The following is a 21,289-nucleotide window of genomic DNA, read 5'->3' as shown; positions in this document are numbered from 1 at the left end:
TCGTCGATGACGGCTACACCGGTTCTGCAGGCCGTCTCCCGTCTGGATCTTCATGTGCATGAGTGGCACTGGCCGTTCGCCCATGAGCGCCGCGATGCGATCGCCGCGCATTTTGCCGATGCGCGGCGATCGAAGCCGGCGATGTTCAATGGCCGCATGCTGCTCGCCCGCAATCCGCGCTTCGTGGGCGACAGTTTTTGTGCCGACTATTTCCAGACCGATTTTGCCTGCTTCCTCGCCTTGCGGGACTGGGGCTTTCCCGATCGCAGCGTCTTCAACGGTTTTGGCATGGGCGCGTTGCGCACCAGCGACGGCGCCTTCGTGCTGGGCGAGATGGGGGCGCACACCGCCAATGCCGGCAAGATCTATTTCCCCGCGGGCACGCCGGATCTGAACGACCTGCGCGGCGACATCGTCGATATTCCCGGCAGCGTGGCGCGTGAGACGGCGGAGGAGGTGGGGCTGACGCCAGCGGATTATCGCGCCGCCGATGGCTGGGACGTCGTCACGGATGGGTCGCTGACGGCGATGATCCGCATCCTTGATGTCGATATGCCCGGCAGTGCGCTGCAGGCGCGGATCGAGGCCAATCTCGCGACCCAGGAAGATCAGGAACTGAGCGCGATCCATCTCGTGCGCAGCACCGCGGATTTCACCGAGACGATGCCGCGCTATATCCGTGCGTTTCTCGCCGCGAAACTGTGACTGCTGGCGCGGGCACTGCGCCCGCGCTACGGTTGCGCGTGTCGCTCCGGAGTGCCCAGATGTCTGCCAAATCCGCCAAGGCCACCCTCAAATCCTATATCGATCCCTATCGTGTCGATGGATCGAAGCGTTTCCGGCTCAAGGATCATGCGACCGATGCCAGCGGCGGCCTGCACAAGGACACCGGCAAGCGCATGATCGAAGTCAATGCCCGCCGGTTGCAGGAGTTGCAGGAAAAACTCTATGCGCAGGACCGCTGGTCGCTGCTGCTGATCTTCCAGGGCATGGACGCGGCCGGCAAGGACAGTGCCATTGAGGCTGTGTTCGATGGCATCAATCCGCAGGGCTGCGAGGTGCATTCCTTCAAGCAGCCGTCGTCGAACGAACTCGATCACGATTTCATGTGGCGCCACACCATCGCGCTGCCGCAGCGCGGGCGGATCGGCATCTTCAATCGCTCCTATTACGAGGAATGCCTCGTGGTGCGCGTACATCCCGAGATCCTGGCGAAGCAGAAGATCCCGCAGGAGCTGGTCGGCAAGCATATCTGGAAAGAGCGCTTCGAGGACATCACCGCCTTCGAAAAATATCTCGCGCGCAATGGCACCATCGTCCTCAAATTCTTCCTCAATGTCTCCAAGGAGGAGCAGCGCGAGCGCTTCCTCTCGCGCCTCGACGAGCCCGCCAAGAACTGGAAGTTCTCTATGGCGGATATTTCCGAGCGCGCGCTGTGGGATCAGTATCAGGACGCCTATCAGGATCTGATCGACAGCACGGCAACGGAGCATGCGCCGTGGCATGTGGTGCCGGCGGATCGCAAATGGTTTGCGCGCGTGGTGATCGGCTCGGCCATCGTGCACGCGCTGGAGCAGCTCGACCTGACATTCCCGGTGGTCGATGGCGATGACCTGAAGGAATTCAAGATGGTCCGCGAAGCGCTCGAGAAAGAGGGCGGTCCGGTGGTGAAGAAAGCCACGTCGCGGGTGCGGGCGAAGAAGGCGGGAAAGACGTAGGGTTGCGCTCGCCGCTGTCGTTGCCCGACTTGACCGGGCAACCCCGTACACACAGACGTCTCAGATCGCGCCGCTTGGTGTACTGGATCCCGCTTTCGCGGGGATGACAATTAGCGAATATTATGTTCCTATTTCGTTCTTGACAAAATTCCCATCATTGCCATTATCCTTCCCGTCTCGTTCGTGAGGGGCGCTTTCATGAGGCGTCTTTAAGCGGAACGTGGATGCGGCGCCTGCGGGCAGGGGAGGACGTACCTCCTGCACTCGGGTGGTCGGGGGTCACCGTCCGGGCCCACTACGGGGCCCTGCCGCTAGCGCGGCTGGACGTGGTGCGGGCGAAGGCGGAGAAATCCGTCGGATGGCTTCAATGGAAGCGCCCAGTACCCGGAAGAACGGTCCTTCGACTAGCAAGACGTCGCGGTGGCGCGCCGTAAGGCGTTGCGCGGCTTGGGCTTGCTGGCGATCCAGCTTGCACGGGCAGCGTCAAGTCCCACCCAACGCGCCTTGCGGCGTGCCACCTCCCCTCATGTTTCGGGGGGAGAAATGTTCACACCTCGGACGCGCAAGCGCCGCGAGATTGCGAGAGCGTGGCTGTTTGACAGGTTGATCGGGAAGTAGCGCGCAGGAGCGCATGGTTTCCCTCCCTCAAGCCGCGCAGCGGCGCAGCGGGGAGGGTGGCGCGTAGCGCCGGGTGGGGTCTATCCCCACGACGAACAGAGCGTGGGGATAGACCCCACCCGTCTCGATGCTCGCTGAACGCTCGCATCGATCCACCCTCCCCGCGGCGCTTGGCTGCGCCGCTTGGGGGAGGGAGAAGATCAGCTCAACTGCAATTCCTTCAGCACCTTCGCCACCTTGTCCTGCACGGCATCCGGCAACGGCAGCACCGGCTTCGGCGGCTTCGCATCGGTGATCCCCAAAATATCCGCCGCCGCATACACCACTCGCAAACTCGAATACTGCTTGAACAGATCCCACAGCGGCTGCAGCGCGCCATTCAACCGCCGCGCCTCGGCCGCATCGCCCGCCAGCGCCGCGCGGGTCAGCGCAAGGCAACTGTGCGGAAACAGGCCGGCCGCGACCGAGTACCAGGCTTCGCCGCCGGCCAGCAGCGCTTCGGTCACATTCCAGTCGCCGGCATAGCCGATGGGGAAACCGGCGGGGACCGCCGCGCGCCGCTGCTTGAGATGATCGGCGATCGCGCTGGCATCCGGCGCCGTGCCCTTCAGCGTGGCGATGCCGGGAATGCGCGCGATACGGCCGACCAGCTCCGGCGTGAAGGTGAAATGCGTGGTGGCAAAATTGTCGTAGATCACCAGCGGCAAGCCGCTCTCGCCGGCGACGGTCTTGAACAGCTCGAACACTTCATCCGGGGTGAGCGGCGTGTAGGACACCGGCGCCAGCAGGCCGGCAGCCGCTCCCGCGGCCTTGGCGTCGCGGGCGAGATGCAGCACCTCGTCAGTCCGCAGCGCGCCAATGCCGACCAGCACCGGGACGCGGCCGTTCACCTCGGCAATCGCCGCATCGGTGGCGCGCCGGCGCTCGTCGCGGGTGAGGAAGGGGTAGGAGCCGGTCGAGCCGAGCAGGCCAATCGAGTCCACCTTGGCGGCCGCCAGTGGCGCCACCAGCCGCTGCAAGGCCGGCGTATCCACCCGGCCATTGGCGTTCATGGGCGTGATCGGGAAGGCGGACAGGCCTTTGGTGAAGCTCATGGTCGAGTCCTCGCAGTTGCAGCAAATCGTAGGATGGGTTGAGCGTAGCGATACCCATCACCGCAAGCGCCTGTGGTGATGGGTATCGCTGCGCTCAACCCATCCTACATGATCACGATAGGTCAGTCTTCCTGACCCTCTTAGCCGTTGCGACGCGGCGGCTTTTGCGTTTAGAACAAGGCCGTCGCGTCCGGCAAGGAACCGTCAACGGTTTCCGCCGACACTCACAGACGTGACCTCGAAGGATGGCAATGCTGATTCGGAACGACAGTGCTGATAGGGACACGGGAGCGATCATCGCTGCCCCGCGCGTCCTTGCGCCTGCGCTCCCGAACCTCCTTCTCGGCGGTCTGCTTCTCCTTATCGGCCCCTGAGCGCCGGCTGGGCAGTCATGCCTGGGCACTTAGGGGATGCGAACCGAACCAGCAAACCTCCCGGCGCCTTCATGCAAACCGCGCCCAGATTTTTAAGGAAGATCCCATGACCACGACCCAGAAGTCCGAGAAGGACCGCGTTTTCATTTTTGATACCACCCTGCGCGACGGCGAGCAGTGCCCCGGCGCCACCATGACCTTTGAAGAGAAGCTGGAAATCGCCGAGATGCTCGACGATATGGGCGTCGACATCATCGAGGCCGGCTTCCCGATCTCGTCGGAAGGTGACTTCGAAGCCGTGCACGAAATTGCAAAACGCTCGAAGAAGTCGGTGATCGCCGGTCTCGGCCGCGTCAATCCGAAGGACATCGATCGCTGCGCCGAAGCGGTGAAGCCGGCCGGCGATCGTGCCCGCGTCCACATGGTGATCGCAACCTCGCCGCTGCATATGCGCGTGAAGCTGAACATGACCCCGGAGCAGGTGATCGACGCCTCCGTCGCCGGCGTCACCCGTGCGCGCAACATGGTGAGCAACGTCGAATGGTCGGCGGAAGACGCCACCCGCAGCGACATCGATTTCCTGTGCCGCATCACCGAAGCCGTCATCAAGGCCGGCGCAACCACGGTGAACCTGCCGGACACCGTCGGCTACACCACGCCTGAAGAATACACCCGCATGTTCCGCACCATCCGCGAGCGCGTGCCGAATTCCGATCAGGCGATCTTCTCGGTGCATTGCCATAACGATCTCGGCATGGCGGTTGCCAATACGCTGGCCGGCCTCGATGGCGGTGCGCGCCAGATCGAATGCACCATCAACGGCATCGGCGAGCGCGCGGGCAATGCGGCGCTGGAAGAAGTCGTGATGGCCATCAATGTGCGCAACGACAAATTCCCGTACTGGAATAACATCGATCCGACCACGCTGACCCGCGCGTCGAAGGTGGTGTCGGCCGCGACCTCGTTCCCGGTGCAGTACAACAAGGCGATCGTCGGCCGTAACGCCTTCGCCCATGAGAGCGGCATCCATCAGGATGGTGTGCTGAAGGACGCCTCGACCTATGAGATCATGACGCCGGCCTCGGTGGGCCTGAAGCATTCGTCCATCGTGCTGGGCAAGCATTCCGGCCGCCATGCTTTCATCCATCGCCTGGAAGAGCTCGGCTACAAGCTGGGCAAGAACCAGATCGAGGACGCCTTCATCCGCATGAAGGCTTTGGCCGATCGCAAGAAGGATATCTATGACGAGGATATCGAGGCGCTGGTCGATCAGGAAATCATCCAGGCCCATGACCGCATCAAGCTGACCTCGCTGACGGTGATCGCCGGCACCCATGGTCCGCAGCGCGCCACCATGAAGCTGAACATCGAAGGCGTCACCAAGATCGAGGAAGCCGAAGGCAATGGCCCGGTGGATGCGGTGTTCAACTGCATCAAGGCGCTGGTACCGCATGAGGCGACGCTGGAACTGTATCAGGTCCATGCCGTCACCGAAGGCACCGATGCGCAGGCCGAAGTCTCGGTCCGGCTGGGTCACGATGGCCGCTCGATGACCTCGCGCGCCGCTGATCCGGACACGTTGGTGGCGTCGGCCAAGGCCTATCTCGGCGCACTGAACAAGATCGTGATGAAGCGCGAGCGCGACAAGCCGGTGCCGGTGGCTGCGGCGAGCTGATAACCGCCATCCTTCGAGACGCGGCCTGAGAAGGCCGCTCCTCAGGATGAGGGCGGAGTGTGGCTCTATAGAAGACCCTCATGGTGAGGAGCCCGCGCAGCGGGCGTCTCGAACCATGCAGGCCGAGCACTATCCTCATTCACGCTTTGCCAGCAACGATAGTCTTCTCGCAATGACGAGGCATAACGAAACGCGGCGTCGCAAGGCGCCGCGTTTTTGCATTGCAGGAAAGCTTTTCCAGCAACCCCTGACGAAGGGAGCAGTGGTCTTCGCCTTGTATTGGCGATACATCTGCTGTGGCATCCAAGCGCAGCGGCGATTTGAAACAGCTCGCGCGCCACCAGGGAGAAGACCATGCGCCACCTTACCACGCGCCAGTTCATCGCTGCCGCAGCATCGATCGCAGCGCTCGCTTTTGTCGGGCCGGCTCAGGCCCAGTCGCCGATCGTCATCAAGTTCAGTCACGTCGTCGCGCCCAATACGCCGAAGGGGCAGGGCGCGGAGAAGTTCAAGGAACTCGCCGAGAAATACACCAATGGCAAGGTGAAGGTCGAAGTCTATCCGAACTCGCAGCTCTACAAGGACAAGGAAGAAGTCGAGGCGCTGCAGCTCGGCGCCGTGCAGATGCTGGCGCCGTCGCTGGCCAAATTCGGTCCGCTCGGTGTCAAGGAATTCGAGGTGTTCGATCTGCCTTACATCCTGCCCGACAAAGCCGCGCTGACCCGCATTACGACGGGACCGATCGGCAAGGGGCTGCTGGCCAAGCTCGAGCCCAAGGGCATCAAGGGCCTCGCTTACTGGGACAACGGCTTCAAGATCATGACCTCGAACAGGCCGATGCATAAGGTCGCCGACTTCCAGGGCCTGAAGCTGCGCATCCAGTCATCCAAGGTGCTGGAAGCCCAGATGCGCGCGCTGGGCGCGATCCCGCAGGTGCTGGCCTTCTCGGAAGTGTATCAGGCGATGCAGACCGGCGTGGTCGATGGAAATGAGAACACGCCGAGCAATGTCTATACGCAGAAGATGCATGAAGTGCAGAAGCACATGACGCTCTCGAACCACGGTTACATCGGCTATGCGGTGATCGTGAACAAGAAGTTCTGGGATGGCCTGCCGGCGGATGTGAAGCCGCAGGTGGAAAAGGCAATGGATGAAGCCACCGCTTATGCCAATGGCCTGTCGCAAAAGGAAAACGATGACGCCATCGTCGCCATGAAGAAGGCCGGCACCACGACCTTCTACGAGCTGACCCCGGAAGAGCGTGCCGAATGGATGAAGGCGCTGGAGCCGGTGACCGCCGACATGGCGTCGCGCGTCGGCAAGCAGCTGATTGCGGATTTCCAGAAGGAAGCCAACGCCAAGACCAACTGAGGTCGGGCCACAAACTGAGACCCTCACCCTGAGGAACGGCCCGCTTGGGCCGCGTCTCGCAAGGTGAGTGTGTGGCACTCATGGTTCGAGACGCGCGCCGAGTGGCGCGCTCCTCACCATGAGGGTGAGAGTGTGGGGAAGGGGAACAACCTTGAAATTCCTGTTACGCATCCTCGATCGTCTCGAGGAAACCCTGATCGCGACGCTGATCGGCGCTGCGACGGTGGTGATCTTCATCGCGGTGGCGCATCGCTACACCACGGATTTCGTGGTGTCGAACCGCACATGGCCGGGCGCGATGGCGGTCTACAAATTCCTCGCCGGCATCCATCTGTCCTGGGCGCAGGAATTGTGCATCTACATGTTCGTCTGGATGGCGAAGTTCGGCGCGGCTTACGGCGTGCGCACCGGCATCCATGTGGGCGTGGACGTGCTGGTGCTGAAACTGCCGCCGAACTGGCGCAAGGGCACCATCCTGTTCGGCCTGCTCTGCGGCGCGCTGTTCACCGGCATCATCGGCACCATGGGCGCGAATTTCGTGATCGGTCTGTCGCAGACCGACCAGACCTCGCCCGATCTCGAATTGCCCAGCTGGATCGTCTATCTCTGCATCCCGCTCGGCTCCTATCTGATGTGCTTCCGCTTCCTGCAGGTCGCCTACAGCTATTTCCGTTTCGATGACCTGCCGCACCACGATCACACCCATGTGGAAGGTATCGACGTCGATACGGCCGTTGGTCCGACGCCGGAGGGCGTGCGATGACCACGCTGTTCATTTTCGCGCTCCTCATTGCGCTGATGCTCACCGGCATGCCGATCTCGATCGCGCTCGGCCTGACGGTGCTCACCTTCCTGTTCTTCCTCACGCAAGTGCCGATCGAGGCGGTGGCGCTGAAGCTGTTCACCGGCATCGAGAATTTCGAGATCATGGCGATCCCGTTCTTCATTCTCGCCGGCAATTTCCTGACCCATGGCGGCGTCGCCAAACGCATGATCAATTTCGCGACCTCCATGGTCGGGCATTGGTATGGCGGTCTCGGCCTCGCCGGCGTGATGGCTTGCGCATTGTTCGCGGCAATATCCGGTTCATCGCCGGCGACGGTGATCGCGATCGGTTCGATCCTGTTGCCCGCCATGGTCGCGCAAGGCTTTCCAAAACGCTTCGGCGCCGGCGTTATCACCACATCGGGCGCGCTGGGCATCCTGATCCCGCCCTCGATCGTCATGGTGATCTATGCGGTGGCGACCGGCGGCAGCGTGGCCCTTGGTCCCGATGGCACCCGCGTCACTTCGGCGTCCGTGGGGCAGTTGTTCATCGCCGGCGTCATTCCCGGCCTGATGCTGGCGACGCTGCTCGGCCTCACCACGGTCTATCGTGCGTGGAAATATGATTACCCGCGGCTGCCGCGTGCATCGTGGGGCGAGCGCTTCAAGGCGTTCCGTGAATGCATCTGGGGCCTGCTGCTGATCTTCCTGGTGCTCGGCGGCATCTATCGCGGCTGGTTCACGCCGACGGAAGCCGCAGCCGTCAGCGCCGTCTATGCCTTCATCATCGCGGTATTCGTCTACAAGGACATGGGCCTCAAGGACGTGCCGCGCGTGCTGCTCGGCTCCGCCAGCATGAGCGCGATGATCCTCTACATCATCACGAATGCGGTGCTGTTCTCGTTCCTGATGACGTCGGAACAGATCCCGCAGCAGCTGACGGCCTGGATCGTCGATATGGGCGTCAACTGGTGGACGTTCCTGATCTTCGTCAACATCCTGCTGCTGGTCGCCGGCAATGTGATGGAGGCATCATCCATCGTCCTCATCACCGCGCCGATCCTGTTCCCCATCGCGGTGAAACTCGGCGTGCATCCGGTGCATCTCGGCATCCTGATGGTGGTGAATATGGAAGTCGGCATGTGCCATCCGCCGGTCGGCCTCAATCTGTATGTGGCCTCGGGCATCGCCAAAATGGGCATCACGGAACTCACCATCGCCGTGTGGCCATGGTTGCTCACCATGCTGATGTTCCTGGTGGCGGTGACGTTCATTCCGGAGATATCGCTATGGCTGCCGCGCGTGCTTGGCATGCTTTAGGAGGATTTATGTGTCGCGACGCAACACGTCGCGGCGCCAGCAATATCGCGACATCAAATGGCCAAAGCGTAAGTTGAAGCTGGGCCCATCGGCGCGCATCTTCACGGCAAGCTCTTTCAAAGGAGGTTGCCATGAAGAAGCTGTTGCTCGCCGGTGCCGCTGTTGCGGTGATTGCAGGATCCAGTGCGGTCTATGCCCAGCACCGTCCGTGGATGCATCACCAGATGCGCATCAATCCGGAGGACCGCGCCGCATTCGCCGATGCGCGCATCGCCGCGGTGAAAGCCGGGCTGAAGCTCACGCCCGATCAGGACAAGCTCTGGCCGGCGGTCGAGAGTTCGGTGCGCGATTTCGCCAAGCTGCGCATCGACCGCGCCAATGCGCGCATGGAGGACCGCAAGACGCGCGACGACGATGCGACGAAGGCCGCGCCGCCCAATCCCGTCGAGCGCCTGCAGAAGCGCGCTGACGATATGGCGGCAACGGCCGCAGCCATGAAGAAGATCGCCGAGGCTGCCGACCCGCTTTACAAGACCCTCGACGACGGCCAGAAGCGTCGTCTGGCCGTGCTGACCCATATGGGTCCACGCGGCGGCGAGGGCGGCTGGCGCCATCGCGGCCCGCGTCCGCCAGGCTTCGGCCCCGGCGGCTTCGAGCGCGGCAGTTTTGAGGGACCGGGCTTTTCACCGCCGGGCTTCGATCGTCCCGGCTTCGATGACGGCGATCGTGGTCCGGGTGGTCCCGGATTCGGCCAGGACGATCCGCCGGACGCGGAACGGCTCTGAGCCGCTCCAGTTTTCCACTGCCGCAACAACGAAAAAGCCGCTGAATCCCAGCGGCTTTTTAGCTTCTTCGCAAAAGCGAAATTCGATGCATTTTTTATGACGCCCGCGCTGGACATCCTGGGGGGGCTTTGGTACACGCAGCCGTCCCCGCGGGGATATCCGGATTGGATCCGGGCGCATAGCTCAGTTGGTAGAGCAGATGACTCTTAATCATCGGGTCCTAGGTTCGAGCCCTAGTGCGCCCACCAACGTTCCTCAAGACATGATTTGACGGAACGTCAGGTGGCCTTCGCAGCCACTCCCTTATTCACCAAATCTCTCGATCAATCGATCTTCCGCACCATCGATATCGGCTGCATCGGTTCCTGCGCCATCGTTCCGCAGCGGTTGCGTTGCTCAAGGCGATCGGCCTGCCGCCGATAATCTTCCGATGCTTCCAGCAATCGCGCGACCGTCACGGCGTCCAGCACATTGCGCGCCAGTCGTTCGGCGCGTTGGGCCTGTTCGCGAAGATGTTCGATCTGGGTCATCACCGTCCCCCTCACACTCATCCAAACAAGTTGAGTCGAATGCGATCGTTCCCAGCGTCGCGCAGGGTGCTTAACGGATCGTAACTGATCGCCATGCTTGGCCTCTCGTCACAACTTCGCCGTGAGCTCCCATCCGCTCACGTAACGCCGTATTCACGTTAAGGCCGGACTTTTTTCGCGAGGTGGTAGACATGTAAATGCCCTTTACCCCTCGCGTCTCCACGCTGGCTATCCCCGAATCCAAACGGGGATTTGGTAATGTCGGAGAATGCGACCGCAGGCAAAAAGCTGGAGAAATTCCCGGCTTTCGACGGTTTTCGCGGTATCGGCGTGGTGGTGGTGATCTTCAGTCACTGCCCACAGGTGCTCGAGAGTAGCCTCTACAATACCATCTGGCATATCAATCAGTTGTCGCGCGTCGGCTATATCGCGCTCGACATCTTCTTCGTGATGTCCGGTTTCTTCATCACCCGATTGCTGCTGCGCGAGCGCGCCAAGACCGGACGCATCTCGTTCAAGGATTTCTACATACGCCGCGCACTGCGGATCTTCCCGGTTTACTATCTCACCGTGATCGCCTGCCTGTTCATCTTCAAGTTCAACACGGCCGATACGGTCAGTCTGCTCAGCTACACATTCAACTTCTACCACCCGCTGCATCCCGTGCCGAACCCGCTCGAGCACACCTGGTCGCTCTCGGTGGAAGAGCAGTTCTATTTTTTCTGGCCGCTGTTGATCCTGCTGGTGCCGCGTCTCTGGCTCAATCGCACGATGGGCGTCGTCGTGCCACTGCTGGCCATCGCCAGCGGTCTCGTGATGGCAGTCATCTTCCTCAATCACGATCTGCGCGAAGCCGGCGACGTCGTCTATATGTCGCTGTTCACGCGCATGCTGTCGCTGTCGCTTGGCGGCTGGCTGGCGCTGCGCGAATTCGAGAACAAGCCGCTGCGGGGCTGGCGCTGCCTCGCGCTGTTTCTCGGCGCGATCGTTGTGCTTACGCTCGACCGGATGGGGCGCAATCTCGGCATCATCACGTCGCAGCCGGTCTATTGGACCATCGCGCTGATCGCCTATGCCATGGTCAGCGTCTCCTTCGTCGCCACCATGGTGTTTGATGCCGGCATCCTGAAGCGTGTGATGACGGCGATCCTGTCGATCTCGCTGCTGCGCTGGCTCGGGCAGATGTCCTATGCGATGTATGTGTTTCATTTGCCGGTGCTGTTCTATCTCGGCATCAACGATGCCGCGCTGAACGGCGCCAAGGCGCCGATCCTGATGGTGGCGATCGCTTTCGCAGTCACCCTCGGCCTGTCGATATTGTCCCTTTATCTGCTGGAAACGCCGATGGCGAAGCTGAAGGAGAGCTTTGGCAAGGTTCGGCTATCCGAAGCGACCGGCACCAATGCGGTGCCGCGGGGCGGCGTGCTGGCAAGCTTTGCGCGGATGGCATTCATGTCGCCCGAAGACAAGCGGGATGGGCCGCCTCCATCGTCTCGCCCAAAGGCCTGGACCGATCAGGTCAAATAGCCGCGATGAGTCCCGCTTCGGCGGGACGTACGGTCATGCCGAGAGTCCGCCGCAACGCCTTCGCATGCGGTCTTGACGAAGCCGCATCGCTGCGTCTCAGTGCCCATGCAATGGCAGCCAATGCCGCATGCTGCTGGGGAGGCTTAACCGCGATGATCACGCTCTATCACTGCGCCCGCGCGCGCTCGTTTCGCCCGCTGTGGACGCTGGAAGAGCTGGGGCTATCCTATGAGCTGAAGATGCTGCCATTTCCGCCACGCGTCCACGCCAAGGAATATCTCGGCATCAATCCACTCGGCACCATTCCGCTGATGCTGGATGGCCAGACGCGGATGACCGAGTCGGCCGGGATCGCCCAATATCTCGTGACGAAATATGGTCCGACGCCGCTGGCTGTCGGGGTCGACGAGCCCGATTACGGGGCTTTCCTGAACTGGTTGCATTTCGGTGAGGCGACGCTGACATTCCCGCAAGCCATCGTGCTGCGCTATTCGCGGTTCGAGCCCGAGGAGCGCCGCAGCGCGCAGGTGGCCGAGGATTATTCGAAATGGTTCATCGCTCGCCTCCGTGTCCTCGAGGCGATGATGGGCGGCCAGGAGTATGTCTGCGGCGGCCGCTTCACGGCAGCCGATATTTCGGTCGGCTATGCGCTTTTGCTGGCGGAGCGCGTCGGTCTCGCTCCGCAGATCGGGCCGAATGTGACGGCCTATTGGCATCGGTTGCGTGCTCGTGATGGATACAAGCGCGCCGTGGAGTCGGAGAATAGCGCAGGCGATGCGCTGGGTTTGGAACGGCGCATCTGAGCCGCTATACGAGTCTCATCCGATTCAACTGAGTGAGCATGTCCGATGGCCAATGACAGCGTGATCCTGGAGAAGAAGGGCGCCGCATTCTGGATCACCATCAATCGTCCGGAGAAGCGCAATGCGATGAATGCCGATGTCATCGCGGGTATCGCGCATGGCTATCGCCGGGCGCATGACGATGCGGATATACGTGCGATCGTGCTGACAGGCGCAGGCGAAAAGGCATTCTGCGCGGGCGCGGATCTGGCCAATTCAGGCTCGGCCTTCGCGCAGGATTTTGCCAAGCCGAATGGCGATCTCGCCGATCTGATGCGGCTGTCGCAGAACGCCACCAAGCCGGCGATCGCCCGCATCAACGGTGTCTGCATGGCCGGCGGCATGGGCCTTCTGTGCATGACCGACATGGCCGTGGCCGCCGACACTGCAATCTTCGGTCTGCCGGAGGTGAAGGTCGGCGTATTCCCGATGCAGGTGCTGGCGCTGCTGCAGTCGATCGCGCCGCGCCGTCTGGTCAATGAATGGTGCATCACCGGCGAGCCGTTCGATGCACGCACAGCGCAGGATGCCGGGCTGCTCAATCATATCGTGCCGGCGGCCGAACTCGATGCGAAGGTCGATTGGCTGATCGCACGCATCAGCGACAAGTCGCCGACCGCGATCCGCCGCGGCAAATATGCCATGCGCGCCATCGCATCGATGTCGTTCGACGAGAGCATCGCCTATCTGGAAAGCCAGATTGCCATTCTCTCGATGACGGAAGATGCGAAGGAAGGCCTCAAGGCTTTTGCCGAAAAGCGCAAGCCGGTCTGGCCGGGCAAGTGAAGCCCGGCATCGTGGCCGTTATCGAAATGCCATGCCGGTGGAGAGTTGAACGGCTAGCAGGAAGACGCAGCCGGCGATCGGCAGGCTGATCAGACGTAAAAGCTGATTGAATGAAGCCATTTCAGCCATCCAATAAGTTTGCCACGAGGCTGACTATACTTGGTTATGCTTAACCGCTGGTAAATAAATGTGCATTTATGCCGCCCGGCATGTCAAGATTGTGCGCGCCGGAGATTTTATGGTGTCGTGGGCTGGCCGAAGAGGTGTCGGCGCGCAGCGCGCTTTTCGCGGTCGTTACAGGGATGAGATCAGGTCCGTATGATCCACTAAAGCAGCGATGCAAATCCAATGTTGGACCTTCCTTTGCATCATGCGATTGACCGCGGCACCGGCAGACAGAGCGCGACCGATTAACCACGCGAGGCTCTCGCACAGCGCTATCAACAAGCCAACCAATGCAATAACCAATGCGCTGTGACTGGGGCCGGAGAACGTCCGGCGCGGGGTTTTTTGAGTGCCCCAAACGGGCAGCGCTTCCCAACGCTGGCGTGAGATCAACTGCTCAGTGCCGTCGATATCAACAACGACAAAGCCTCCGGGGGCGATCTTGGAGAATTCGACGGCAACCCCGTCGAGGTCGCGCAAGTCTTGAATCAAATTCACGGTTGGTTCCGCTCGCAAGAAGCCCAGCCATCGGGCGGCAATACCCCAAATCGGTAGCTATCTGCGCGGTTGCACGCAATCGGAAGACGATATGGAGGTTAATCAACGCTCCTGGCGAAGCGATGGAGGGTCACTTCCGGCGGACAATTCAACCGGACGGGCAGCAAGCTGGTACCGACGCCGACCGACGTGTAGCCCGCAAGTGTCCCGTAACGCCATGCGCCGTTGCCCATATGGCGCGGCAGCACGGCCTCCAGCTTGATGGCATAGCCACCGGGCAGGCAGAGCTGGCCGCCATGGGTATGGCCGCTCAGCATCAGATCGAAATCGTGCTCCGCCGCTTCCTTGTAGGTTTCTGGCGTGTGCGACAACAGGATCGAGAAAGCGTCCTTCGGAATCTGCGCCGCGACTTTCGGGATGTCATCGGCGAGATAGAAATGCGGATCATCGACGCCGGCAAGGTAGATGCTCGCATCGCCGCGCGTGATCGTCTCGACCTCGTTGAACATCATGCGGATGCCCATCGCTTCGAGCGCAGGCGTGAGGCGAATGGTGTCGTGATTGCCGAGCACCGCAAATACTGGATCGTGCAGTTGAGCGCGGAGTTCGCCGACACCATCGATGGCGCGTTGGAATGGCCCGAAAGTCTTGCCGCGATAGTCTCCGGTCAGCACGCAGATGTCGTAATGGAGATCGCCGACGAAGGAGACGAGATGTTTCAGCGCTTCTTCGCTCAGATCGACATGGAGATCGCTGATATGCAGGATGGTAAAGCCGTCGAAAGCTGCGGGCAGGCGAGAAGACGTCACCACATTCTCGCGCACGGTCACGTGGTCGGCCTCGCGGCGCGCGCGCGCATAGAGGCCGGTGAGCTTCAATCCGGTGCGGACGATCGGCGGTGCCGTCAGCCAGTTCTCCAGATTGAAGAACAATCGGCCCTGGCCGAACAACTGGTGATCGCGATGGGTTTCGATCTCCAGCCGCTTTTGCACATGCGCCGCGCCGATGCGATCCATCAGCGGGCGCAATGCGCTGTCGTCTGGCGGGATATGCGGTGGCCGGGCCAACGCGCTCGCGTCCTAGCCCGTGCTCGCCTTGAGGCCGGCGGCCTCGATGCCGGCGACGGCCGCGATCTCGTCATTGTCCGACGTGTCGCCGGAGATGCCGACCGCGCCGAGCAGGCCGCCGGTTTGATCGTGGATCAGCACGCCGCCGGGCACGGGAATGAGTGCACCGCGCGCCATGGTGTTGACGGCATCGATGAAAAACGGCTGCTCTTCGGCACGCTTGAACAGTGCGCGCGAGCCGAGGCCCATCGCCAGCGCGCCATAGGCTTTGCCATGGGCGACTTCACCGCGCATCAGGCTGGTGCCGTCCTGCGCCAATGAGGCCTTCACGCAACCGCGCGCATCGAGCACCGTGATGACCATCGGCTTCAGCTTCATCTCGATGACCTTGGCGAGGGAGGCGTCGAGGATCTTGCGGGCGATGTCGAGCGAGAGATCGGGCATGTGGGTATGTCCTTAATGTGATGCGGAAGAGTGCGTGGTTGGTGTGGCATTGTCGAGGCTCATCGCCAGCACGCGCGCGACGTGCAGGGCCTCGCGTGGGGTGCCGTCGGCGATCTGATGGCGACACGAGGTGCCGTCGGCGACAATCAGTGTCGCGGCATCGGCCTTGCGCACGGCAGGGAGCAATGATGCTTCGGCCATCTGGATCGAGGTCTGGTAGGTATCTGCGCCATAGCCGAATGCGCCAGCCATGCCGCAGCAGCTGGACTCGATCGTCTCCACCGCGAGATCCGGGATCAGGCGCAGTGCCTTCTCGACCGGCTTGAAGGCACCGAATGATTTCTGGTGGCAATGGCCATGCACCATCGCCTTCGGTGCGATCGGCTTGAGCGGCAGTTGCAAACGGCCGGCCTCGGCTTCGCGGACCAGGAATTCCTCGAACAGCATCGCATGCGCGCTGATGCTTTTCGCGATGTCGTCGGAGCGCAGCGACAAGAGCTCGTCGCGCAGCGTGAGAAGGCAGCTCGGCTCCAGGCCAACAATGGGCACGCCGCGCGCGGCGAAGGGCGCATAGGTTGCCACCAGGCGATCGAGTTCGGCGCGGGCCTGATCGACAAGACCGGCCGAGAAGAAGGTGCGGCCACAGCACAGCGCGCGCGAGCTGCCATCCACCGGCTTCGGCAGATGCACGCGATAGCCGCCGGCCACGAGCACGCGCAAGGCGTCGTCGAGATTTTCGCGCTCATAGGCGCGATTGAACGTGTCGGCGAACAGCACGGCCTCGTGGCCATCGATGGGCCCGACAACATCGGTGTCGTGCTGGAACACATCACTGCGCCATGCGGGCAGGCTGCGTTTGGCGCTGATGCCGGTGACGCGCTCCACCAGATGGCGCAGCACCGGATGATCGTTGCGCAGATTCATCAGCGGTGCGAGTTTTGCGGCGAGAGGCGCGTAGCGCGGCAGGTAGCCGACAAGGCGATCGCGGAGCGACAGGCCGTGCTTCGCAGCACGGGCCGCCAGCACCTCGATCTTCATCTTCGCCATATCAACGCCCGTCGGGCATTCGTGGCGACAGGCCTTGCAGGAGACGCAAAGCTTCATCGTGTCGGCCATTTCGTCGGATGTCAGCGCATCCGGGCCGAGCTGCCCGGAGATCGCGAGCCGCAGCGTGTTGGCGCGGCCGCGCGTCACGTCCTTCTCATTGCGCGTCGCGCGATATGAGGGGCACATCACGCCGCCTTCGAGCTTCCGGCATGTGCCATTGTTGTTGCACATCTCGATGGCGCCCTGAAAACCGCCGCCGGCGCCGGGATAAGCAGACCAGTCGAGCTCGGTCTTCAATGCGCCGATGCGATAATCCGGCGTGTAGCGAAACAGCGAGCGGTCATCCATCTTCGGTGGATCGACGATCTTGCCGGGATTGAGGATGCGGCCGGGATCGAAGCGATCCTTCACCTCGGTGAAATCGGCGATGATGCGCTCGCCGAACATCTCTTTATGGAATTCCGAGCGCACAAGGCCATCGCCATGCTCGCCGGAATGCGAGCCCTTGTAATCGCGCACCATGTCGAACGCTTCTTCGGCGATGGCGCGCATCGCCTTGACGTCCTTGTCGAGTTTCAGATTCAGCACCGGTCGCACATGCAGGCAGCCTTCGGAGGCATGCGCATACATGGTGCCGGAGGTGCCGTGTTTTGCGAACACGCCGAGCAGGCGCTCGGTGTAGTCGGCGAGATGCGGCAGCGGCACGGCGCAATCCTCGATGAAGGAGACCGGCTTGCCCTCCTGCTTCATCGACATCATGACGTTGAGACCGGCCGCGCGGAATTCGGCAATGCCCGCTTGCAGCGATGGCTCGCTGACATCGACCACGCCGCCCCATTTGCGCTGCGGGTTCTCCCAGCCGAAGCCGAGATCGCCCATCAGCGCGCCGAGCTCCTTCAGCTTGGCGGCATTGGCAACCGCATCCTCTTCGGCGAATTCCACGATCAGCAGCGCATCGGGATCGCCGCGGACGGCGCTCTTGATGATCGGCTGGAACATGGCGATGTCGCGACCAAGCGCGATCATGGTGCGATCGACCAGTTCGACCGCGATCGGCTTCAGCTTTACGAGATGCTGGGTGGCATCCATCGCCTCATAGAAACTGCCGAAGTGGCAGACGCCAAGCGCCTTGTTGCCGATCAGCGGCCACAGCTTGAGTTCGATCTGCGTGGTGAAAGCGAGGGTGCCTTCGGAGCCGACGAGCAGATGCGCGAGATTGTTCGGCGTGTTGCGCGGCACCAGCGCATCGAGATTGTAGCCGCCGACGCGGCGCTGCACTTGCGGGAAGCGGGCTGCAATCTCCTGCGCCTCGCGTTCGCCGAGCGCGAGCATCTCGCGAAAGAGGGCGGGCGCGTCGTCGTTCGGATCGATCTCGCCAAAATGAAGCTGCGTGCCATCGACCAGAGCCGCATCCATCGCAATCGTATTGTCGCGCATGGTGCCATAGCGCAGCGAGCGGCCGCCGCAGCTATTGTTGCCGGCCATGCCGCCGATGGTGGCGCGCGAGGCAGTGGAGACATCGACGGGAAACCAAAGCCCGTGCTTCTTGAGCTGCCGGTTGAGATCGTCGAGCACGATGCCGGGCTCGACGATGCAGGTGCGGTTTTCGACATCGACCGAGATCAGCTTGTTGAGATGCTTCGACAGATCGATGACGATGCCTTCATTCACCGTCTGCCCGCATTGCGAGGTGCCGCCGCCGCGCGGCGTAACCACGCGGCCGTCGTCCCGGCAGATCGCCATGGCGCGGAGCGCTTCGTCGATGGTGCGGGGCACGACCACGCCGAACGGCACGATCTGATAGAACGAGGCATCGGTGGCGTAACGGCCGCGATTGAAGGCGTCGAAGAACACGTCGCCGGTGGTTGCAGCAGCAAGCCGCGCGGCCAAAGCACTGTCGGCCGCCGAACTACGAGTCATCGCGGCCTGCTTTGTCGCCATCGTCTGAGTCTCATGTTACGAAAGTTTGTCTTTGCATCGAGGTCCGGCCTTGGCAAGGGAGGGACGGTCCGGCAAGTCGGAGCGACGCAGCCTTCAACGCGACCATGTTTGGTGCGCTGCGGAATCGGAATCCGGCATTCGCCGCTGAAACGGACTCGAACAAATGTCTGGCATAATGTATACCAATTCCCGGGACAAAGTCCTTCACAGGTGAATTCACGGGCATTGCATCAGGAAAAATCTCGGGGAGAGCGTCACTATGACCGTACATACCGGAAGGCATTTTCTGCAGATCCCAGGCCCCACCAATGTGCCCGATCGGGTGCTGCGGGCCATGGACATGCCGACGCTGGACCATCGCGGTCCGGAATTCGCCGAGCTCGGTTTGCATGTCCTCGCTGCAATGCAGCGAGTTTTTCGTACCAAGCAGCCGGTGATGATCTATCCGTCGTCGGGGACGGGTGCCTGGGAGGCGGCGATCGTCAACACGCTGTCGCCGGGCGACAAGGTGCTGATGGCCGAGACCGGCCAGTTCGCCACCCTGTGGCGCAATCTCGCCGAGCGCTTCAAGCTCGACATCGACTTCGTGCCGGGTGACTGGCGCCACGGCGCGGACCTGACCGAGATCGAGAAGCGACTCGTGGCCGACAAGAGCCACGCCATCAAGGCCGTCATGATCGTCCATAACGAGACCTCGACCGGCTGCGTCACCTATCCGCTCGATGTGCGAAAGATCCTCGACCGTGTCAGCCATCCGGCCTTGTTCATGGTGGATACGGTCTCCGGCCTCGGCTCGCTGGAATATGAACATGACGCCTGGGGCATCGACGTGTCCGTGGCGGGCTCGCAGAAGGGCCTGATGCTGCCGCCGGGCCTCGGCTTCAATGCGGTCTCCGAAAAGGCCCTGGCGGCCTCCAAGGCCAACCAGTCGTTCCGCTCCTATTGGGACTGGCAGGAGATCATCACCGCCAACAAGCTCGGCTCCTGGCCCTACACGCCGGCCACCAATCTGCTCTATGCGCTGAAGGAGGCCGTGGCGATGCTGGAGGAAGAGGGGCTCGACAACGTGTTCGCCCGCCACAAGCGCCACGGCGCTGCCGCCCGCGCCGCCGCGAAGGCCTGGGGCCTGGAAACGGTCCCGGTCCGCCAGCAGGACCACTCGCCGGCGCTCACCGCCGTCCTGATGCCCGAAGGCCATGACGCCGATGCATTCCGCAAGGTGGTGCTCGAGAATTTCGACATGTCGCTCGGCACCGGCCTCAACAAGTGGAAGGGCAAGATCTTCCGCATCGGCCATATCGGTCATTTCAACGACTTGATGCTGATGGGCACGTTGGCCGGTGTCGAAATGGGCCTGGAACTCGCCAAGGTGCCGCATCGCGCCGGCGGCGTGATGGCGGCCATGGATGTGCTTACCGGCAAGGGCGTTGTGCCCATGACGAAAGCTGCGAGCGCCTGACCTTCTCTCTTGTTCACCTCTCCCCACCGGGGAGAGGTCGCCGCGTAGCGGCGGGTGAGGGGCTTCCACAAGCGACGTCGCCTGCGGCGCACCCTCTCCCTGACCCTCCCCCCCGGTCGGGGGGAGGGGACATGACGGCCTGTGCCAATCTCATCGCATGCCGCCCACCCGATGGCGGCCTAACAATCTGACCTGGGCCGGAGCATAGTCGCTTCAGCCCTTTTCCATTCCGTCTTGCGAAAGATGTCTCATGACCGCGCCTGCCAGCGAAGACCTGCTCTATTCCGTCGAGAACGGCATCGCCAAGATCACCTTCAACCGCCCGCAGGCGCGCAACGCCATGCTGTTCTCCATGTACGAACGCATGGCGGAGATCTGCACGGCCGCCAATGACGACCGCTCCATCAAGGCGATCATTCTCACGGGCACCGGCGACAAGGCATTTGCGTCGGGCACCGACATCTCCCAGTTCCGCGAATTCAAGACGGCGCAGGATGCGCTGGACTATGAAGCGCGGATCGACCGGGTGCTGACCGCGCTGGAAACCTGCCGCGTCCCGACCATCGCCGCCATTGCTGGCGCCTGCACCGGTGGCGGTGCCGGCATCGCCGCCTGCTGCGACCTGCGCATCGGCACAGCGGCGACACGGATGGGTTTTCCGATCGCCCGCACCCTCGGCAATTGCCTCTCGATGTCCAATATCAGCCGGGTGATGTCGCTGGTGGGGCCTGCGCGCACCAAGGACATGATTTTCACGGCACGCCTGATCGAGGCCGATGAGGCGCTGGCACTCGGCCTGATCAACGAGATCGTGCCCGATGTGGAGACGCTGCAGCGCCGCGCGCTGGAACTGGCGCAGCTGGTGGCAAGCCATGCCCCGATCACCCTCGAAGTGACCAAGGAAGCTGTCCGTCGCCTGCGCAAGACGCTGACGCGGGACGAGGGGCAGGATCTCGTCCTCAAGGCCTATATGAGCGAGGATTTTCGCGAGGGCATGGATGCTTTCCTCAACAAGCGCAAGCCGAATTGGCAGGGGAAGTAAGCGAGCCTCTGTTTCGACCTCTCCCCGCTTGTGGGCAGAGATCGACTGGAGCGTGCATAGCGCGCGGAGGTCGGGTGAAGGGGGCTCGCCATTTGCTCGGAGGTTGCGGATGGCCCCTCATCCGTCGTCGCTTCGCGACGCCACCTTCTCCCCGCAAGCGGGGAGAAGGAAGTAACCCCTGACCAAAGTCGCCCCGACCATGCGTCCGGCGCGCTTGATGT

Annotated in this window: 18 protein-coding genes and 1 tRNA gene; 13 read left to right on the top strand and 6 right to left on the bottom strand. The window is 62.2% G+C overall.

Translation table 11 applies throughout. The features are described from left to right. Positions 1-6 precede the first annotated feature (6 nt). Together ACIQ2A_RS10180 and ACIQ2A_RS10175 are read left to right on the top strand one after the other, a co-directional pair. Complete coding sequence (locus ACIQ2A_RS10180; RefSeq protein WP_398478530.1) at positions 7-705, top strand: NUDIX hydrolase; 699 nt, start codon at positions 7-9, stop codon at positions 703-705. Positions 706-764: 59 nt separating this feature from the next. Beyond that, positions 765-1,718 (top strand): polyphosphate kinase 2 family protein, encoded by a 954-nt coding sequence (locus ACIQ2A_RS10175; protein WP_398478528.1) that lies wholly within the window; start codon positions 765-767, stop codon positions 1,716-1,718. A gap of 818 nt (positions 1,719-2,536) precedes the next feature. Here the strand turns inward: ACIQ2A_RS10175 and ACIQ2A_RS10170 are convergent. Then, the gene (locus ACIQ2A_RS10170) at positions 2,537-3,430 is read right to left on the bottom strand and encodes a dihydrodipicolinate synthase family protein (RefSeq protein ID WP_398478526.1); all 894 of its coding nucleotides are present in this window, start codon (positions 3,428-3,430) and stop codon (positions 2,537-2,539) included. A 480-nt stretch (positions 3,431-3,910) separates the two neighbouring features. Between ACIQ2A_RS10170 and ACIQ2A_RS10165 the strand changes: the two genes are divergently transcribed. The 6 genes from ACIQ2A_RS10165 to ACIQ2A_RS10140 all read left to right on the top strand — a co-directional run bounded on the left by ACIQ2A_RS10165 (position 3,911) and on the right by ACIQ2A_RS10140 (position 9,968). After that, complete coding sequence (locus ACIQ2A_RS10165; RefSeq protein WP_398478524.1) at positions 3,911-5,479, top strand: 2-isopropylmalate synthase; 1,569 nt, start codon at positions 3,911-3,913, stop codon at positions 5,477-5,479. A 354-nt stretch (positions 5,480-5,833) separates the two neighbouring features. Further along, a complete protein-coding gene (locus ACIQ2A_RS10160) occupies positions 5,834-6,850 on the top strand; it encodes a TRAP transporter substrate-binding protein (RefSeq protein ID WP_398478522.1) in 1,017 nt (338 codons plus the stop codon). 118 nt (positions 6,851-6,968) lie between these two features. Further along, the gene (locus ACIQ2A_RS10155) at positions 6,969-7,613 is read left to right on the top strand and encodes a TRAP transporter small permease (RefSeq protein ID WP_398478520.1); all 645 of its coding nucleotides are present in this window, start codon (positions 6,969-6,971) and stop codon (positions 7,611-7,613) included. Next, positions 7,610-8,935: a TRAP transporter large permease gene (locus ACIQ2A_RS10150; RefSeq protein WP_398478518.1), complete on the top strand. Its 1,326-nt coding sequence runs from the start codon at positions 7,610-7,612 to the stop codon at positions 8,933-8,935. The genes ACIQ2A_RS10155 and ACIQ2A_RS10150 overlap by 4 nt, the downstream gene beginning before the upstream one ends. A 131-nt stretch (positions 8,936-9,066) precedes the next feature. After that, on the top strand, positions 9,067-9,720 hold the full coding sequence (locus ACIQ2A_RS10145; RefSeq protein ID WP_398478516.1) for a Spy/CpxP family protein refolding chaperone: 654 nt from the start codon (positions 9,067-9,069) through the stop codon (positions 9,718-9,720). 172 nt (positions 9,721-9,892) lie between these two features. Next, a tRNA-Lys gene (locus tag ACIQ2A_RS10140) sits at positions 9,893-9,968 on the top strand. A 75-nt stretch (positions 9,969-10,043) separates the two neighbouring features. On the opposite strand, the gene ACIQ2A_RS10135 is transcribed toward ACIQ2A_RS10140, so the two are convergent. Continuing rightward, positions 10,044-10,250, bottom strand: a complete 207-nt coding sequence (locus ACIQ2A_RS10135) for a hypothetical protein (RefSeq protein ID WP_398478514.1) — start codon at positions 10,248-10,250, stop codon at positions 10,044-10,046. Between the two features lie 258 nt (positions 10,251-10,508). Between ACIQ2A_RS10135 and ACIQ2A_RS10130 the strand changes: the two genes are divergently transcribed. The 3 genes from ACIQ2A_RS10130 to ACIQ2A_RS10120 all read left to right on the top strand — a co-directional run bounded on the left by ACIQ2A_RS10130 (position 10,509) and on the right by ACIQ2A_RS10120 (position 13,405). Then, positions 10,509-11,777, top strand: coding sequence for an acyltransferase family protein (locus ACIQ2A_RS10130; protein WP_398478512.1), 1,269 nt, complete (start codon positions 10,509-10,511; stop codon positions 11,775-11,777). Between the two features lie 152 nt (positions 11,778-11,929). Beyond that, on the top strand, positions 11,930-12,580 hold the full coding sequence (locus tag ACIQ2A_RS10125; protein ID WP_398478510.1) for a glutathione S-transferase family protein: 651 nt from the start codon (positions 11,930-11,932) through the stop codon (positions 12,578-12,580). Between the two features lie 45 nt (positions 12,581-12,625). Then, complete coding sequence (locus ACIQ2A_RS10120) at positions 12,626-13,405, top strand: enoyl-CoA hydratase/isomerase family protein (protein ID WP_398478508.1); 780 nt, start codon at positions 12,626-12,628, stop codon at positions 13,403-13,405. A 294-nt stretch (positions 13,406-13,699) separates the two neighbouring features. Here the strand turns inward: ACIQ2A_RS10120 and ACIQ2A_RS10115 are convergent, their stop codons facing one another. The 4 genes from ACIQ2A_RS10115 to ACIQ2A_RS10100 all read right to left on the bottom strand — a co-directional run bounded on the left by ACIQ2A_RS10115 (position 13,700) and on the right by ACIQ2A_RS10100 (position 18,546). Next, positions 13,700-14,068, bottom strand: coding sequence for a hypothetical protein (locus tag ACIQ2A_RS10115; RefSeq protein WP_398478506.1), 369 nt, complete (start codon positions 14,066-14,068; stop codon positions 13,700-13,702). Positions 14,069-14,166: 98 nt separating this feature from the next. Then, positions 14,167-15,135 (bottom strand): metallophosphoesterase, encoded by a 969-nt coding sequence (locus ACIQ2A_RS10110; protein WP_398478504.1) that lies wholly within the window; start codon positions 15,133-15,135, stop codon positions 14,167-14,169. A 12-nt stretch (positions 15,136-15,147) separates the two neighbouring features. Continuing rightward, entirely contained in the window at positions 15,148-15,579 is a 432-nt protein-coding gene (locus ACIQ2A_RS10105) for a heme-binding protein (protein ID WP_398478502.1), read from the bottom strand. 12 nt (positions 15,580-15,591) lie between these two features. Further along, positions 15,592-18,546, bottom strand: coding sequence for an FAD-binding and (Fe-S)-binding domain-containing protein (locus tag ACIQ2A_RS10100; RefSeq protein WP_398478500.1), 2,955 nt, complete (start codon positions 18,544-18,546; stop codon positions 15,592-15,594). Between the two features lie 280 nt (positions 18,547-18,826). On the opposite strand from ACIQ2A_RS10100, the gene ACIQ2A_RS10095 reads away from it, so the two are divergent. Both ACIQ2A_RS10095 and ACIQ2A_RS10090 read left to right on the top strand, forming a co-directional pair. Then, positions 18,827-20,026: a pyridoxal-phosphate-dependent aminotransferase family protein gene (locus ACIQ2A_RS10095; RefSeq protein WP_398478498.1), complete on the top strand. Its 1,200-nt coding sequence runs from the start codon at positions 18,827-18,829 to the stop codon at positions 20,024-20,026. 250 nt (positions 20,027-20,276) lie between these two features. Then, positions 20,277-21,068, top strand: coding sequence for an enoyl-CoA hydratase/isomerase family protein (locus ACIQ2A_RS10090; RefSeq protein ID WP_398478496.1), 792 nt, complete (start codon positions 20,277-20,279; stop codon positions 21,066-21,068). Positions 21,069-21,289 lie beyond the last annotated feature (221 nt).

The organism is Tardiphaga sp. (assembly GCF_044336785.1).
GTDB lineage: Bacteria > Pseudomonadota > Alphaproteobacteria > Rhizobiales > Xanthobacteraceae > Tardiphaga.
Note: the sequence above shows the minus strand (reverse complement) of the source record. Positions and strands in the feature narration are given on the sequence as shown.

Bases quoted from the DNA above. Each gene is read 5' to 3' on its own strand.
- ACIQ2A_RS10135 (WP_398478514.1), bottom strand. From the start codon at position 10,250: ATGACCCAGATCGAACATCTTCGCGAACAGGCCCAACGCGCCGAACGA.
- ACIQ2A_RS10125 (WP_398478510.1), top strand. From the start codon at position 11,930: ATGATCACGCTCTATCACTGCGCCCGCGCGCGCTCGTTTCGCCCGCTG.
- ACIQ2A_RS10105 (WP_398478502.1), bottom strand. From the start codon at position 15,579: ATGCCCGATCTCTCGCTCGACATCGCCCGCAAGATCCTCGACGCCTCC.
- ACIQ2A_RS10170 (WP_398478526.1), bottom strand. From the start codon at position 3,430: ATGAGCTTCACCAAAGGCCTGTCCGCCTTCCCGATCACGCCCATGAAC.
- ACIQ2A_RS10100 (WP_398478500.1), bottom strand. From the start codon at position 18,546: ATGACTCGTAGTTCGGCGGCCGACAGTGCTTTGGCCGCGCGGCTTGCT.
- ACIQ2A_RS10090 (WP_398478496.1), top strand. From the start codon at position 20,277: ATGACCGCGCCTGCCAGCGAAGACCTGCTCTATTCCGTCGAGAACGGC.
- ACIQ2A_RS10155 (WP_398478520.1), top strand. From the start codon at position 6,969: ATGAGGGTGAGAGTGTGGGGAAGGGGAACAACCTTGAAATTCCTGTTA.
- ACIQ2A_RS10165 (WP_398478524.1), top strand. From the start codon at position 3,911: ATGACCACGACCCAGAAGTCCGAGAAGGACCGCGTTTTCATTTTTGAT.
- ACIQ2A_RS10150 (WP_398478518.1), top strand. From the start codon at position 7,610: ATGACCACGCTGTTCATTTTCGCGCTCCTCATTGCGCTGATGCTCACC.
- ACIQ2A_RS10130 (WP_398478512.1), top strand. From the start codon at position 10,509: ATGTCGGAGAATGCGACCGCAGGCAAAAAGCTGGAGAAATTCCCGGCT.
- ACIQ2A_RS10160 (WP_398478522.1), top strand. From the start codon at position 5,834: ATGCGCCACCTTACCACGCGCCAGTTCATCGCTGCCGCAGCATCGATC.
- ACIQ2A_RS10145 (WP_398478516.1), top strand. From the start codon at position 9,067: ATGAAGAAGCTGTTGCTCGCCGGTGCCGCTGTTGCGGTGATTGCAGGA.
- ACIQ2A_RS10180 (WP_398478530.1), top strand. From the start codon at position 7: ATGACGGCTACACCGGTTCTGCAGGCCGTCTCCCGTCTGGATCTTCAT.
- ACIQ2A_RS10120 (WP_398478508.1), top strand. From the start codon at position 12,626: ATGGCCAATGACAGCGTGATCCTGGAGAAGAAGGGCGCCGCATTCTGG.
- ACIQ2A_RS10095 (WP_398478498.1), top strand. From the start codon at position 18,827: ATGACCGTACATACCGGAAGGCATTTTCTGCAGATCCCAGGCCCCACC.
- ACIQ2A_RS10175 (WP_398478528.1), top strand. From the start codon at position 765: ATGTCTGCCAAATCCGCCAAGGCCACCCTCAAATCCTATATCGATCCC.